This window comes from Actinocrispum sp. NPDC049592 (assembly GCF_040675465.1).
Lineage (GTDB): Bacteria > Actinomycetota > Actinomycetes > Mycobacteriales > Pseudonocardiaceae > Kibdelosporangium.
Window position 1 is genome coordinate 134,503 of the sequence record NZ_JBFAPA010000022.1, and the last position, 14,985, is coordinate 149,487.

General features: G+C 69.8%; 13 protein-coding genes. 8 read left to right on the forward strand and 5 right to left on the reverse strand.

What is annotated here, in order from left to right; translation table 11 throughout:
* Positions 1-27 precede the first annotated feature (27 nt).
* Positions 28-1,671, reverse strand: coding sequence for a bifunctional 3'-5' exonuclease/DNA polymerase (locus tag AB0J95_RS42160; RefSeq protein ID WP_364770939.1), 1,644 nt, complete (start codon positions 1,669-1,671; stop codon positions 28-30).
* A gap of 85 nt (positions 1,672-1,756) precedes the next feature.
* Between AB0J95_RS42160 and AB0J95_RS42165 the strand changes: the two genes are divergently transcribed.
* Positions 1,757-3,358 (forward strand): acyl-CoA synthetase, encoded by a 1,602-nt coding sequence (locus AB0J95_RS42165; RefSeq protein WP_364770941.1) that lies wholly within the window; start codon positions 1,757-1,759, stop codon positions 3,356-3,358.
* 5 nt (positions 3,359-3,363) lie between these two features.
* Here the strand turns inward: AB0J95_RS42165 and AB0J95_RS42170 are convergent, their stop codons facing one another.
* Positions 3,364-4,308 carry a hypothetical protein gene (locus AB0J95_RS42170; RefSeq protein ID WP_364771123.1) on the reverse strand — a complete coding sequence of 315 codons (945 nt, stop codon included), beginning with the start codon at positions 4,306-4,308 and terminating at the stop codon, positions 3,364-3,366.
* 169 nt (positions 4,309-4,477) lie between these two features.
* On the opposite strand from AB0J95_RS42170, the gene AB0J95_RS42175 reads away from it, so the two are divergent.
* Positions 4,478-5,227, forward strand: coding sequence for an SDR family oxidoreductase (locus AB0J95_RS42175; protein WP_364771125.1), 750 nt, complete (start codon positions 4,478-4,480; stop codon positions 5,225-5,227).
* Positions 5,227-5,850, forward strand: a complete 624-nt coding sequence (locus tag AB0J95_RS42180; protein WP_364770943.1) for a histidine phosphatase family protein — start codon at positions 5,227-5,229, stop codon at positions 5,848-5,850. The genes AB0J95_RS42175 and AB0J95_RS42180 overlap by 1 nt, the downstream gene beginning before the upstream one ends.
* Here AB0J95_RS42180 and AB0J95_RS42185 read toward each other — a convergent pair.
* Together AB0J95_RS42185 and AB0J95_RS42190 are read right to left on the reverse strand one after the other, a co-directional pair.
* Positions 5,841-6,197, reverse strand: a complete 357-nt coding sequence (locus AB0J95_RS42185; RefSeq protein WP_364770945.1) for a hypothetical protein — start codon at positions 6,195-6,197, stop codon at positions 5,841-5,843. The genes AB0J95_RS42180 and AB0J95_RS42185 overlap by 10 nt on opposite strands.
* A gap of 43 nt (positions 6,198-6,240) precedes the next feature.
* Positions 6,241-6,837 carry a QsdR family transcriptional regulator gene (locus tag AB0J95_RS42190; RefSeq protein ID WP_364770947.1) on the reverse strand — a complete coding sequence of 199 codons (597 nt, stop codon included), beginning with the start codon at positions 6,835-6,837 and terminating at the stop codon, positions 6,241-6,243.
* A 78-nt stretch (positions 6,838-6,915) separates the two neighbouring features.
* Here AB0J95_RS42190 and AB0J95_RS42195 point away from each other — a divergent pair, with 78 nt between their 5' ends.
* The 4 genes from AB0J95_RS42195 to AB0J95_RS42210 all read left to right on the forward strand — a co-directional run bounded on the left by AB0J95_RS42195 (position 6,916) and on the right by AB0J95_RS42210 (position 10,491).
* Positions 6,916-8,088, forward strand: a complete 1,173-nt coding sequence (locus AB0J95_RS42195) for an acyl-CoA dehydrogenase family protein (protein ID WP_364770949.1) — start codon at positions 6,916-6,918, stop codon at positions 8,086-8,088.
* Positions 8,088-9,113, forward strand: coding sequence for an acyl-CoA dehydrogenase family protein (locus tag AB0J95_RS42200; protein ID WP_364770951.1), 1,026 nt, complete (start codon positions 8,088-8,090; stop codon positions 9,111-9,113). The genes AB0J95_RS42195 and AB0J95_RS42200 overlap by 1 nt, the downstream gene beginning before the upstream one ends.
* Before the next feature lie 112 nt (positions 9,114-9,225).
* Complete coding sequence (locus AB0J95_RS42205) at positions 9,226-9,441, forward strand: tetratricopeptide repeat protein (RefSeq protein ID WP_364770953.1); 216 nt, start codon at positions 9,226-9,228, stop codon at positions 9,439-9,441.
* A 111-nt stretch (positions 9,442-9,552) separates the two neighbouring features.
* A complete protein-coding gene (locus AB0J95_RS42210; protein WP_364770955.1) occupies positions 9,553-10,491 on the forward strand; it encodes a tetratricopeptide repeat protein in 939 nt (312 codons plus the stop codon).
* Here AB0J95_RS42210 and AB0J95_RS42215 read toward each other — a convergent pair.
* Positions 10,484-11,587 carry a winged helix DNA-binding domain-containing protein gene (locus AB0J95_RS42215; protein WP_364770957.1) on the reverse strand — a complete coding sequence of 368 codons (1,104 nt, stop codon included), beginning with the start codon at positions 11,585-11,587 and terminating at the stop codon, positions 10,484-10,486. The two genes, AB0J95_RS42210 and AB0J95_RS42215, sit on opposite strands and share 8 nt — an antisense overlap.
* Positions 11,588-11,792: 205 nt before the next feature.
* On the opposite strand from AB0J95_RS42215, the gene AB0J95_RS42220 reads away from it, so the two are divergent.
* Positions 11,793-14,681, forward strand: a complete 2,889-nt coding sequence (locus AB0J95_RS42220; RefSeq protein ID WP_364770959.1) for a type 2 lanthipeptide synthetase LanM family protein — start codon at positions 11,793-11,795, stop codon at positions 14,679-14,681.
* The last annotated feature ends 304 nt before the right edge of the window (positions 14,682-14,985 follow it).

Below are 14,985 nucleotides of genomic sequence, written 5' to 3' on the forward strand. Positions count from 1 at the left end.
ACGGCAACCACTCAGGAGGGATGGGGACTATTTGGCGTCGGAGTAGCGGTCCACCGTGGATAGGTCGAGGGGGAACTTGACGGGGGTGCCGGGGAAGACGAGGTGGGTGGTTTCCTCGGTGGCGGCGAGGAGTTCGGCGGTGACGGTCTCGGCTTGGTCGGCGGGGGTGTGGACCATGATCTCGTCGTGCTGGTAGAAGACAATTTCGGCTTTGGGGGCGGTTTCGGCGAGGCGGCGGCGGAGGGTGACCAGCAGGACCAGCGCCCAGTCGGCGGCGCTGGCCTGGACGACGAAGTTCCTGGTGAAGCGGCCCCATTCGCGCGATGCCTGGCGGGACTTCTGCAGGGACGACTCCTCGGTGGCGCCCATCAGTTCCAGGCGGCGTTCGCTCGGCCGCGGGCTGGTGCGGCCCAGGACGGAACGAACCATGAGGCCCTGTTCGCCGGCGGCCGCGGCCTGCTCGACGTGACCCACGGCTTGCGGGAAACGCTTGCGCAGCACGGCAAGCAGCGGGCCGGCGCCGCCGCTCGTGCCGCCGTACATGGCCGACAACATGGCGATCTTGGCGCGCCCGCGGTCCCCGTCGAACGAGTCGGCCGCCAACGACGCGTACAGGTCGATGTCGGCGGACACCTCGGCCAGCCGCCGGTCCTCGGACAACGCCGCCAGAATGCGCGGCTCCAGCTGGGCCGCGTCCGCGACCACCAGCGACCACCCCGGCAAAGCGCGGACGGCGGTCCGCAAAGCCTTGGGCAGCTGCAAAGCCGCGCCACCCCGGGTCGCCCACCGCCCAGAGACCACCCCACCCACAACGTACTCCGGCCGGAACCGTCCACCGTGGACCCACGAGTCGATCCACGTCCACCCATGGGCGGTCCACATCCGCGCGAGTTCCTTGTACTCCAGCAAAGGCTCGACCGCGGGGTGGTCGACCTCGCGCAACACCCAGGCCCGCGTCGAGGGGATCTCAATGCCCTGCCGGGCGAAGGCGCGCACGACGCTGGGCGGGCTGTCGGGGTTCAGTGCGTACCCGCCGAAGGCCGCGATGATCCGGTCCGCCAGCTCGGCGAGCTTGGCCGGGCGGGCGCCCGGCGCCGGTTTCGGCCCGAGCATGTCGACCAGCAGCGCGCGGTGCACCTCCTCGTTCCACGGCAGACCGTGGTACGTCATCTCGGCCGCCGCCAGCGCCCCGGCCGATTCGGCGGCGACGAGCAGGCGCATCCGGTCGATGGCGTCGATCCGCTGCAGCTGGTCCCGGTAGACCTCCTCGGCCTGGTCGAGCAGGACCAGCCGCTGGTCGGTCTCGAACAACGCGGGCTGGGCGTCGCGCGCGGGCGGCGGGCGGTCCGGCGGCTCCGGCGCGCGGTGCAGCCGGGCCCAGGCGGCGAGCGGGTTGCGCGGGGTGCCGTGCCGGCCGTCGTGGGCCAGCAGGATCCCCTCCGTGAGGGTGAGGTCGTGGCAGCGCGCGACCCGCACCCCGGCGTCCAGCAGCGCCGGGTAGAGCTCGTCGGTCGCCGGGAACACCCACCGCGGCTGGTGCTCGGCCTCGTAGGAGGCTATCCATCCGGCCAGGTCAGCGGTAGTGTGGTCAGAGATCCTTTCAGATGAGCCGGCATCGAGGACCCGCAGGCGCCCAGCGCCTTCGGGCTCCGGCGATACCAGCACGACCATGCCGCAGATTGTGCCCCCTGGGCCCGACAGTTACGGTCGAACTTAACTCGCCAGTAGGAACCGCCCCGACGACGCGGAGGTAGGCGTGCCCAACGTCCTGGAGACGCTGCAGAGCATCCGGATCCTGCACCGAGCGGGGCTGGTACCGGTTCCGAGACTGGACGAGGGCGTCCGGGCGCTGCTCTACATCCGCCAGATCGGCCCGGTCGCGGGCGCGGTGCGGATGTCCGCCCGGCGCGACCCGCACCGGCCCGGCCTGGTCGACGACCGCGGCCCACTCACGTTCGGCCAGCTCGAACACCGGTCGAACGCGCTGGCCCGGGCCTGGGCCGAGCGCGGGTACGGCGAGGGCTCGGTGATCGGCGTGCTCTGCCGCGACCACCGTGGCCTGGTCGAGGCGATGCTCGCCGCGGGCAAGCTCGGCGCGCGGCTGCTGCTGATGAACACCGGCTTCGCCAAACCGCAGTTCGTCGACGTGGTCAAGCGCGAGCAGGTGTCCGCGCTGGTCTACGACGAGGAGTTCACCGACCTGCTGTCCGAAGTGGACCTCCCACGTTACCTGGCCTGGGTCCAGGACGGTTCGACCGGCGGTGCTGTCCCGACGCTCGAGGAGCTGATCGCCGGCACCGACGACCGGCGCACACCGGTGCCCGGCAAGCCCGGCGGCCTGGTCCTGCTGACCAGCGGTACCACCGGGACGCCGAAAGGCGCGCCGCGGCAGATCAAGTCCGGGCTGTCGGCGGCCCAGTTCCTCGACCGGATCCCGTTGCGCACCGGGGAATGCACGGCGCTCGCCGCGCCGATGTTCCACGGCACCGGGCTTTCCCAGTTCATCCTGGCTTTCGCGCTGGGCTGCACGGTGGCGGTGCGGCGGAAGTTCGACCCCGAGGCCACCCTGAAAATGGTGCAGGACAACAAGGCCACCGAGCTCGTCCTCGTTCCCACCATGCTGCGACGGATCCTGGACCTCGGCGACGAGGTCATCGCCCGCTACGACACCAGTTCGCTGCGGATCATCTTCTCCGCGGGCTCGGCGCTGTCGCCCGAACTGGGCAACCGGGCGACCAAAGTGTTCGGTGACGTCGTCTACAACCTTTACGGCTCAACCGAAGTAGCCGTCGCCGCGGTCGCGACCCCGGAGGACTGGCGGGCGGCGCCGGGGACGGTCGGCAAAGTCCCCTGCGGATGCCGCGTGAACCTGTACGACGAACACGGCGGTCAGATCACCGAACCGGGCGTGACCGGCCGCGTGTTCGCGGGCAGCGACCTGGCGTTCGGCGGGTACACCGACGGGCGGCACAAGGAGATCATCGACGGCCTGCTGTCCACAGGGGACATCGGCCACTTCGACACCGAGGGCAGGTTGTTCATCGACGGCCGGGACGACGAGATGATCGTGTCCGGCGGCGAGAACGTCTTCCCCGTGGAGGTGGAGAACCTGCTCGCCGAGCACCCGGGAGTCGTTGAGGCGGCGGTGATCGGCGTGCCCGACCCGGAGTTCGGCCAGCGGCTGCGGGCTTTTGTCGTCCGCCGCGACGGGATCGAACTCGCCGAGGACGACCTCAGGACCCACGTGCGGGCCAACCTGGCCAGGTACAAAGTGCCCCGGGATGTCCGGTTCCTGGATGCGCTCCCACGCAACGCGACCGGCAAACTCCTGCGCAACCGCCTGGCCGAAATGGACTGATTGCCTCACTCCCACTCAATACCGAATAGGCCGGGCCCGAAATCGATGGCCACGGCGTGCACACTGCGCCGGGTGTCGAGGCTGAGGTTGCGCATGCGCGGGTGTTTCTGGCCGGTGGGGCGGGCGAACTGCTGGCAGCGGGCCGGAACGTTTGCGGAATTGAAGTGGATCTCCAGGAGATACTCCCGGATCGGCCGCCGGAACTCGCGCCAGTGGGTGCGGTTGCACGTCGGATAGGGCGGGCCGGCATTCTCCAGTTCGTACTCGATGAGGTATGTCTCACCGCGCCGAATGGGCTGGTCGAACATGAGCTCGGCGACCATCAGGCCATTGTCGCTGTCGATCTGCTGGCGGCCGAGATGGCAGTTGCGCACGGCGGTGAGCGCTGGTGTGCCCGCCGCCGGGTCATCGGAGTTGTAGATCAGCAGCCACCGGTCCGGGCCGTCGGTGCGGGCCTCGAACACCGCGCGGGTGGTGATCGTGCGCTGGCCGCCGTCGTCGCCGAGCTGGCAGCGGTCGTGCAGGCCCACCAACGTGAGTTGCTGTTCCTGGTCGAGCGCGTTGGGGGTGCCGAGGGCGGTGAGGAGTCCTAAGAGGACATCGCGCTGGAAGCGCACGGTCTCGGCGGGCCGCGACGTGGTGGCGGCGGCGACCTGTTTGCCGCGCGGGCGCGGCGGCGGGAGCAGCGCGAGCAGCGAACCGGAGGGAAGTTTGAGGATCGCTTCCAGTTCCGCCAGCGCGGTCAGCGAGTCGTTGCGTTCCGGCTGGCGCTTACCGGACTGCCAATAGGACAGTGCCGCAATGCTGACCGGAGTGCCACGCGCGCGTAACCTCGCTTGTATTCGGTCGAGGCTGAGCCCGCTGGACCGAATGGCCGAGCGTAAGGCTTCGGCGAACTGTGAGTCGCCGTGTGCGTTTTCGATATGGCCCCGTGCAGAGTTCCCCGACATGTGCTGACCGACCGACTTAGTGCGATGCTTTTGACCCCTGACCCAGACCCGAAAGAGGGTAGCAGTAACCCTCGGCGTGTCGTCAGGTTCGCAACGACCATAATCGACAACCGTTCGGCCCATGAACACTACGCCGAACGGCCCAACACTGGTAATGGGAAACCTGGAGGTGCGGGTGCGACGCAACATCCTGATCACCGGTGCGAGCTCCGGTCTCGGCGCGGAGATGGCCAGGCAGTTCGCGGCCAAGGGCCGCAACCTGGCGTTGTGCGCGCGCCGCGCGGACCGGCTCGACCAGTTGCGCGCCGCGCTGCTGGACGCCTACCCGGAGATCACGGTCTCGGTCCGGCCGCTGGACGTCGACGACCACGACGCGGTTTTCCGGGTGTTCCACCAGTTCTCCGACGAGCTCGGCACGATCGACCGGGTGGTCGTCAACGCGGGCATCGGCGACGGCAAACCCATCGGCACCGGCGGTTTCGCCGTCAACACCCGGGTCGCGCAGACCAACTTCATGTCCGCGCTGGCCCAGTGCGAGGCCGCGATGGAGATCTTCCGCGCGCAGAACTCCGGTCACCTCGTGGTGATCTCCTCGCTCACCGCGCTGCGCGGCTTCCGCGGCGGGGCGGCGGTGTACGCGGCCACCAAGGCCGGGATCTCCTCGCTGGCCGAGGGAATCCGGGGCGACATGCTGCGCAGGCCGATCAGCGTGACCACCATCCAGCCGGGGTTCATCCGCACCGAGATGAACGAGAAGGCCGGGTATCCGATGATGGCCGGGGTCGAACAGGGGGTCCGCTCGATCGTGCACGCGATCGAGCGTGAAAAGGCAGTGGCCAACGTGCCCCGATGGCCGTGGAGTGTGATCGGCGTCGCCATGAAGGTCACGCCCTTGCGGCTGTTGGCTAAGTTCACCTGATGGCGCTCGTCTATCTGGTCCGGCACGGTCAGGCGTCCTTCGGCGCGGACGACTACGACGTCCTCTCGCCGGCGGGACACCTGCAGGGCAAGATCGTGGGCGACGAGCTGCGCCGCCGTGGTGTGCGGCCGGACCAGGTGTGGAGCGGAACCCTGTCGCGGCAACGAGAGACGGCCGTTGCGGCCGGGTTCGGCGCGCCCGGCGAGGACGCCAGGTGGAACGAGTTCGACCACATCGGCCTGGTGCGTGAGTTCGGTGCCGCCCAACAGGATGCGCGCGATCCGCGGGCCTTCCAGATCGCCCTGGATGCCGCCCTGCGGGACTGGACCGGCGGGGACGGGTTCCGGGCGTTCAGCGGGAACGTCAACGCGGCTCTGGACGAGCTGCTAGCCGGTCTGGGCAAGGGCGGGACCGCGCTGGTTTTCACCTCAGGCGGTGTGATCGGGGCGGTCTGCACCCGGCTGCTCGGCCTGGACGGCGCCGGTTTCGTCGCGGTCAACCGGGTCTCGGTGAACGCCGGGATAACGAAGATCGTCAGCGGCCGGTCCGGCACCAGTCTCGTGTCCTACAACGACCACGCCCACTTCGAGGGCGAGCACCGGGAGCTGTTGACCTACCGGTAAAGCGGCCCGGGGAACAGGTACTGCGTGGCCGGGATGGCGCCGCTGCGCGCCCACGCGGTGAAGAACCCGGTCAAGTCCACACCGGACTCCTGGCAGGCCAGCCGTTCGAAGTCGCCCAAGGACAACGGAGCGAACTGCTGGTTGGCCACCACGAACTGGAGCGTGCGGAAGAAGGGCTCGTCGCCGACCGTGCGGCGCAATGCGTGCAGCATCAACGGCCCGACCGCGCCGGAGTCCTGCCAGACGCCGTCCTGCCCGACCGCGGCCCGGTACTCGGTGTCCAGGTCGCTGCCCTCGGTCGCTTCCCGCCACAGCCAGTCCGCGTACGCGGCTAAGCACTCCTTCACGAGAGGATCGTGCAGGGCGAAAGTTAAGAACTTGTCAGGAAGGTCATTTCTCGGCCGCGGCGATCAACAGGTCCACGATCTTGACGGCCTTGTCGGTGGCCGGGGGTGCGCCGGTGATCATGTCGCTCCACACGAACGACTCGCACACCCGCACGATCACGTAGGCGAAGTCGGTCACGTCGATGTCGTCGCGCAGCTCGATCTCGGCGCGCAGGAAGTCCGAGGTCCACTCGATCAGCCGTGCCTGCACCACGCTCTGCTTGGAGGTGATGATCCGCAGCGCGTACTCCGCGTCCTCGGCGACGAACTTCTGCAGCGCCTCGAAGCTGCGGATGCTCGCCAGTGACTTCTCCAGCACGCGGGTCATCAGCGCCCGGCCGGTGCCGCGGGAGCGGGCCCTGGTCTCGTTGAGCGCCCGCTCGTTGAGCGACCAGATCACCTCGCCGAGCAGCTGCTCGCGGCTGCCGCACCAGCGGTACAGCGTGGCCCGGCTGACCCCGAGCTCGGCGGCCAGCTGCTGCATGTCCACCCGGCGCCCGGCGAGGAACCAGGACTTGGCCATGCGGAACGCGTCGATGGGCGCGGACTTCGGCGCCGGTGACGGTCCGCGCAGCGCGCGGGTCAGCGGGGTTGTCGACATGTTGCCACCATACCGTGTTGCATTCTCAAGACATATCCACTCGTTGACCTCAAGTGAGTCAGAGTGTCAAAATGTCTCATGGACTTCCGTGACACCGCTGAGGAGGCGGCGTTCCGAGCGAAGCTGCGCGACTGGTACGCGGGCAACTTCGACGCCGAGAAGATGCCGGCCGCCGGCCGCCCGGACGTGGGCTTCCTGCGCGAGTGGAGCCGCCGGCTCTACGACGGCGGCTACATCGGCCTCACCTGGCCCAAGGAGTATGGCGGGCAGGGCCTTTCGCCCAGCTACCAGGCCATCTACTTCGAGGAGATGGTCCGGGCGCAGGCACCCGAGCACATCGGGGTGATCGGCCTGAACATGGCCGGCCCGACGATCATCGCGTGGGGCACGCACGAGCAGAAGGAACGCCACCTGGCCAAGCTGCTGTCCGGCGAGGAGATCTGGTGCCAGGGCTTCTCCGAGCCCGGCAGCGGTTCGGACCTCGCGGGCGCCCGCACGACGGCCGTGCTGGACGGCGACCACTGGGTGGTCAACGGGCAGAAGGTGTGGTCGTCGTACGCGCACATCGCCGACTGGTGCATCCTCGTGGTGCGCACCGACGCGTCCGCCGAGAAGCACGCGGGCCTGTCGTACCTGCTGGTGGACATGCACTCGCCGGGCGTGGAAGTGCGGCCGCTCAAGCAGATCACCGGTGACCCGGAGTTCAACGAGATCTTCTTCACCGACGTGCGCGTGCCCAAGGAGTCAATCCTGGGCAAGCCCGGGGACGGCTGGAAGGTCGCCATGACGACGTTGCTGCACGAGCGCGGCACCATGGCCTTCGCGCTCGTCGCCCAGCTGCGCCAGCACTTCACCAGGCTCGTCGAGCTGGCCAGGCAGCCCGCGCCGGACGGCAGCGTCCCGGCGAACGACCCGGTCGTGCGGGACGCCATCGCGCGCGAGTGGGTCGAGCTGCAGTCGTTGGCGTTCACCAACTACCGCACGCTGACCACGTTGCTCACCAAGGGACAGCCCGGTCCGGAGAGCTCGGTCGTCAAACTCGTGTGGAGCGAGGCGAACCAGCGGCTGACCAAGCTCGCCCGCAGCCTGCAGGGCCTGTCCGGGATGCTGGACGACGAGGGCGGCGTCTGGGACGGCTACTGGCAGTACCGCCAGCTTCGCAGCCGTGGCAACACCATCGAGGCCGGAACCTCGGAGATCCTTCGTAACATCGTCGCCGAGCGTGTCCTCGGTCTTCCTAGGAGCCGTTGATGGACTTCGCATTCTCGGCCGAACAGGACATGCTGCGGGTCGCCGCCAAGGAGTTCCTGGCCGAACAGTTCCCGCTGGACGGCGTACCGGCCATTGTGGACGGTGAGCCGGGCTGGCAGCCGGACAGCTGGAAGCAGCTCGCCGAGCTGGGCTGGACCGACCCGGACCTGACCCTGCTGGACCACACCGTGCTGTTCGAGGAGACCGGCGCGGCCCTGCTGCCCGGCCCGTTCTTCGCGACGGTCGCGTTGGCGTGGCCGGCGTTCGACGACGAGCTGAAGACCCAGGTGTCGAACGGTGACCTGCGGGTGTCCTTGGCGTGGGCCGAAAACGGCCGCCCGCAGGACCTCCGGCATGCCGACTACACGACCACCGTCGCCGCCGATGGGCGTGTGACCGGCACGAAGGTCCTGGTTCCGGACGCGGCCGCGACCGATGCGCTCGTGGTCGTCGTGGACGGCGGCGCGCTTCGGCTGGTTCGTACCGCGGACGCCGATGTGCGGGCATTGTCCACTTCGGACCGTTCGCGCCGGCTGTACGAGGTGTCCTTCGACAACGCGCCTTCCCGCGCGCTCAACGGTTCCTTGGCCGACATCGAGAACCGCGCGATGGTCCTGGCCGCCGCGGAGGCGCTGGGCGTCGGCCGCCGCGCACTCGAGGACGGCATCGCGCACGCCTCCACCCGCGCCCAGTTCGGCAAGGTCATCGGCACCTACCAGGCCGTGTCGAACCAGCTCGTGGACGCCTACGCGGCGGTCGAGCTGGCCCGTTCGCTGACGTACTGGGCCGCGTGGAGCGTCCAGGAGGGCGACGGCGACGCCGAGGTCGCCTGCGCCGCCGCCAAGTCCGCCGCCACCGAGGCCGCGGTCACCGCGTGTGAGCACGTCATCCAGGTGCTCGGCGGGGTCGGCATGACCTGGGAGCACATCCTGCACCGGCTGTACAAGCGCGCCCAGTGGCTGGAGTCGTTCGGCTCCGGCACCCGGGCCCTGCGTGCCCGGATCGCCGACGCCGTGATCGGCTGACGTCCCGGGAAGGCTTCCCGGGTGCCCTGGGTGCGCGGTACCTGTCCGCCGGGGCACCCGGGCGGCCATCCTGATCAGGTCACACGAGTACGGCCTGGTCAGGAGGATGGCGATGAGCGGATCGGTCGCCGAGGAAGTCGCCCTGCTGAGTCACGACGTCGCCGCGGTGTTCAACGACCTCGGCGTGCTGATGGCCGTGCGCGGCCACGTCGAGGAGGCCGAGCGGTTCTACCGCCGGTCGCTGGAGATCAGTCGCAGGCTGCATGCCGCAGACGCCCCCGAAATCGCCCTGACCAGCAGGAACCTCGCCGTTCTGCCCACCAGCTGAGGGCGGGCTTCGGCGTATTGGGGGTCGTCGAAGCCCGCACGTGCCGGGAGTGCTGCCATCATGATGTCCGTAGGACGTTGACTGGCAGGGAGCCCGAACCAATGCACGGCGATGCTCGACCCGGTAGCTGACGCGCGCCGCCGCCTCGGCATGGCCCGGCGGTTCGCCGAGGACGGCCGGGCCGATGACGCGGTCGCGATCGCGGAGACCGCGGTCGCGGTGATCGAGCAGGCCCGGCCCGAGGGGCACCCGGACATCGCGGCCACCTGCATCGAGCTGAGCATGCTGCACGAGGGCCTGTCCCAGTACGACAAGGCCGAGAAGTACGCGCGCAAGGCGATCGTGGTCACCGAGGAGTACTCGTCCGCGGACGAGCGGCAGGTCCGGCTGCGGGTCGGCGCGCTGGGCTGCCTGGCCACCGTCGAGCGGATCCGGGACCGGCTGGGCAGCGCCGAGGTGCTCTACAACTCGGCGCTGGAGATGGCCGCCAAGAGCCCGTGGCCGTCCCCGGCCGAGCAGGTCGGCCTGATGTGCGGGCTGGGCGTGGTCTACCAGTTCGGCGGCAAGCTCGGCGAGGCCGAGCGGCTGTTCCAGCAGGCAGTGACCCTCGCCGGCAACGACCGGGGGGTGATCGCCGCGAACGCTTGGCACCACCTGGCCGAGCTGGACCTGTTACGCGGCCAGTTCGTCGCCGGCGAGTCGCACGCGGCCCGGGCCCTGGGCATGCGGGAGAACGCGCTCGGGCCCAACCATCCGGCGGTGGCGCGCGACCGGGTGCTGCTGGCCGCGATCCTCACCAGGCTGGGCAAACTGGACATCGCCGAGAAGCTGTTCCGCCGCTCGATCGCGACCCTCGAGCGGATCCTGCCCGAGTACCACTACGACCTGGCCGTGGCCTGCCAGGAGTTCGGCATGCTGATGGCCGCGCGCGGCAACGTCGCCGCCGCCGGCCGGCTCACCCAGCGGTGCCTGGACATCAAGACCAAGCTGCTGGGCCGCAACCATCCCGAGGTCGCCCAGGCCCTGGAGACGTTGGCCCTCTTCAACTGAAGGTGAGCACCGCCTCGGCGATCCCGCGCAGGTCCGCCACGCGTTGGGCTTCCGGTTCGAGCGCTTTGCGGGCGCCCGGATCGATCGGGGTGAACTCGGTGACCTTGATCTCCAGCTTCTTCTTGCCGGTGGCCTTGGTCCGCCAGATCCCGGCCACGTCGCCGTCGATCAGCACCGCGCCCGGCTGCCCGATCACCGGCCACATCTCCTTGTGCCGCGCCTTGTCCGGGACCAGCAGCAGCTTGTTCCGCTCCTGCAGGAACGGGTCCGACGTGGACAGCAGCAGGGCCCGGGGCGGCTCAGGGGGATCGAGCAGCAGGTCCATTTCGGACTCGGGCAGCCAGGACCTGCGGCCGTCGACGTCCACTTCGGTCAGGCCGGCCGCGGGCCAGACCTGTTTGATCTCGGTCTGGGTGGTGGTCAGCCAGGCGGCGACGTCGCCGACGCCGGCCGGTCCGACGAACCGGAGGAACTCGGTGATCAGCTCGTCCGTTCCTTCCTGTTCCTCCGGAATGCCCGGCCAGTTCTTGATCGGCACCAGCACCGGCGGCGACGAGTCGAGGTCCAGCCGCAGGCCCGCGGGCAGGGCGGCGAGGCGGAACAGCGACTCGAAGACGTGCTCGGCGTCGCAGCCCCGGCAGTAGCTGACCAGGGCTTTCGGCACCGCCTTGGAGACCGCCGTGCTGGCCGCGCCCTTGACCGTGGGCTTCTTGATCACCTTCCGGAACGCCTGGGCGGTCGCGCGCAGCGCCTCGGTGGCGGTGATCCCGGACTTCTGCATGACCGAGCGCTGCCAGGCGACCTTGCCCAGCGCGTCGCGTTCGCTGTGCGGCCACAACGCGGCGGCCATCCTGGGCAGGTCCTCGGGGTGGTGCAGGAACGGCGAGGCCCGCAGCGTCCACGCGCGGACCAGCGTGTGATCGTCCACGTCGGCCTCGGTGCGCACGGCGAACGACTGGCGCGCCGACCCCACCGGCGTGTCCTGCACGCCGATCGCGAGCACCTCCAGGTCGTCGACCGGGGTCCTGCCGCGGTGCAGGCCCTGGCGGGCGATCCGGTAGGCCAGCACCTGTTCACGGTCCACGGTTGCGGTCACGGCGATCATCCTGGCACTCCTACCTGTCAGGTCGTGTCAGGTTCTTCCGGGTGAACCGGGTCGCCGCGGTGGTGCGGTGGCCGGTACGTTGCGAAGACCGGCAGCCGCCGCTGGGGCACCACTACCTAATACGGGTGGTGCCGCGCGCGAATGTGGGGATCGGTTACCCATGTTCCCGCGCAAGCCCGCTGCCAGCCTGTTTGTCGTGAGCCAAGCCATTTCGCACCGCGACAACGGGATCAACTCCGGACCATGGTGGACCGGCGCGCTGACCGCCGCCGAACGCCGCTGGACCGTCCAGGGCCGCCCGCGCTGGGCGGAGCTCGTCGACCAGGCCGTCGCCACCGGGCCGGTCAGCGCCGAGGGCGCGGTGCCGGCCGAGTGGCCGGACGCGTTCGCCTGGGTCTTCCGGCCGCTGCTGCGCATCGCGCGCGCCCGGGTGGCCAACGCCGCGCTCGATGGCAAGGTCGACGCCGAGGCCGTGCTCGCCGGGTTCGACCGGCAGCTGGGCCGGCGGCTGGCCGGGCTCGCCGCCCGCACCCTCGTGCTGGAGCTGAACGTCGAGCGGGTCTCCGGGCGGCTGGCCGGGCACACCGCCGAGGAGCGGTTCGCCGATTTCATCCGGTCGCAGGCCGGTTCGGACCGGCTCACGCAGCTGTTCGCCGAGTACCCGGTGCTCGCCCGCCTGCTCGGCCAGGCCTGTGCGTTCGGCGCGGACGCCATGGTGGAGCTGCTCGAGCGGTTCACCGCTGACCGAGAGCTGATCGTGGCGCGGCTGCTGGGCGGCATGGACCCAGGTGACCTGGTGGAGATCCACACCGGCACGGGGGACACCCACCAGCGTGGGCGTTCGGTCGCGATCCTGCGGTTCGCCGACGGCCGCCGGGTCGTCTACAAGCCACGGTCGCTGGACCTGCACCGCCACTTCGGTGGCCTGGTGAGCTGGCTCAACACCAAGGTTCTCGGCCTTGGACTGCGCAGCGTCGACTCGGTCACGCGCACCGGCTACGGCTGGCTCGAGTTCGTTGAGCACCGTCCGTGCAGCCAGGTTGCCGAGGTTGACCGTTTCTACCGTCGTCAGGGAGCACTGCTGGCACTCCTGTATGCCATCGACGCTGCTGACATTCACTACGAGAACCTGATCGCCTGTGGTGACCAGCCGGTGCTCGTCGACGTGGAGACCCTGTTCCACCCGATGCTGGAGCAGCCGACCGCGACCGGGCCCGACCCCGCTGCCCGTGTGCTGGCGTCGTCCGTGCACCGCATGGCGTTGCTGCCGCAGATGCTGCTCGGGGAGTACGGCGCTGTGGACATCTCCGCGCTCGGTGGTGACCGTGGCGAGTACCCGGACGACGGGGTCGCGTGGGACGGCGTAGGCACCGACGTGATGCGTCTGGTGCGTCGTCGCGCCGAGTTCCGTGGTGCTGTTAACCGTCCCCGTCTGGGTGCTTTGGACGTCGAGCCCGCTGAGTACCGCGCGGCCATGCTGGGTGGGTTCCGTGAGGGCTACGACGCCATCGTGCGGCACCGGTCCGAGCTGATCGGCCTGCTCACCGCATGCACCAACGACGAGATCCGGATCGTGGTGCGGCCCAGCCAGACATACGCGACGCTGCTCGACGAGTCGACGCACCCCGACGTGCTGCGCGACGCCGTTCAACGGGAGCGTGTGTTCGACGCGTTGACCCTGGACTCCGCGTGCGACCTGGCCCGGCAGCGGCTGATCCCCAGCGAGCTGGCCGACCTGTGGGCCGGCGACCTGCCGATGTTCACGAGCAAGCCCGGGTCCCGCGACCTGCTGGCCGCGGACGGCGAATGCCTGCCTGACCTGCTGGAAGGCCCCGGTCTGGCGACGGTCGTGCTGAAGATCGCCGCCATGGACGAGGTCGACCGTTACGACCAGGAGTGGTTGATCTCCGCGGCGCTGGCCACCCGCGCCAATCCGCTGGAGCACCGCACTGGTGAGACCCGCCCGCGTGCTGGCACAGCTGCTGTGCCCGACCCACAGCGTCTGCTGTCAGCCGCGTGCGGCATCGCCGACGAGATCGGCGCCCGCGCCATGCACGGCGATGGCCGCGCGAACTGGCTGGGGCTGGAGCCGATCATCGACAAGCACTGGGCCGTGCTGCCCATGGGTGCCGGTCTGGCCCACGGGTACTGCGGTGTCGCGTTGTACCTCGCGCAGCTTGCTGAGCTGACCGGCGTGCAACGGTATGCCGAGCTGGCCCGTGACGCCGTACGGCCCGTGCCGCGGCTGATCGACCAGCTGATCACCGAGCCCGAGCTGGGTGTGACCATCGGCTGCGGTGGCACGCACGGCCTCGGCGGCATCAGCTACGCCATCGCCCGCCTCGGCAACCTCCTGGACGACCCGGAGATCCGCAGCTGGCTGCCCGCCGTCGTCGACCTGACCCGTGCGGCCACCGACGACGAGCTCGCCTGTTTCGCCGCCGGGAGCGCCGGTGGCCTCGCCGCGATGCTGGCGGTGCATACCGAAACGGGACTGCCCGCAGCCGGTCGCCTGGCCTGGGACTTCGCCGACCGCCTGGTCGAGCAGGCGCACACCGTCCCGTGCACCTGCCTGGACACCCCCAGCTCCGGCTTCGCCCACGGGCACACCGGCATCGGCTGGGCCCTGATGCGGTTCGCGCAGACCGGCGCCGGCGAGCCCTACGCCGAGGTCGGCCAGGCCATCCTCGACGCCGAAGTGCCCGACAGCGCCGATCTCAGCTGGTGCAGCGGCCTTTCCGGGTTCGCCATGGCCCGCCGCGACACCCCCGCGGACTGGGTCTCGACCCTCGCCGACCACAGCCCCATCCGCGACATGAGCCTGTGCCACGGCGAACTGGGCGTCACCGAAGCCCTGATGAACCTCGCCCAGCGCGGCGGCCACCCCCACGCCGCCATGGCCGCTACCCGCCACGCCGGCCTCCTGCTCGGCGCCATCGACCGCGGCGGCGTCCGCTGCGGCACCCCCCACGGCGTCGTTTCCGCCGGCCTGCTCAACGGCCTCGCCGGCATCGGCTACGGCCTGCTCCGCCTCGGCTTCCCCCACCGAGTCCCCTCCGTCCTCCTCCTCGAACCTGCCCCCTGAGCAGAACCCGCACGAGGGGACCGCCCCCAGGAACCACCGCACCTCCTGGGAGCCAACACCCCACAGATAACCGCTCACCAGGAAGAAGACCGCGATGACCTCCCCCACCACGCCTGTCTTCGGCTCCCCCACCCACCCCGCCGGCCAGATCGTCATCTCCGCCCCGCGAAACGTGACCTCGCGCGCCAGCGCCCTCGTCGGCTACCGCCTTGACATGCTCCAATGCCTCACAACGATCACTCGGGCGCAGGTTTCCGGCGTAGGGTGGTCCGACGTCGCACGCTAGCTCGAAACGAGATCTTCG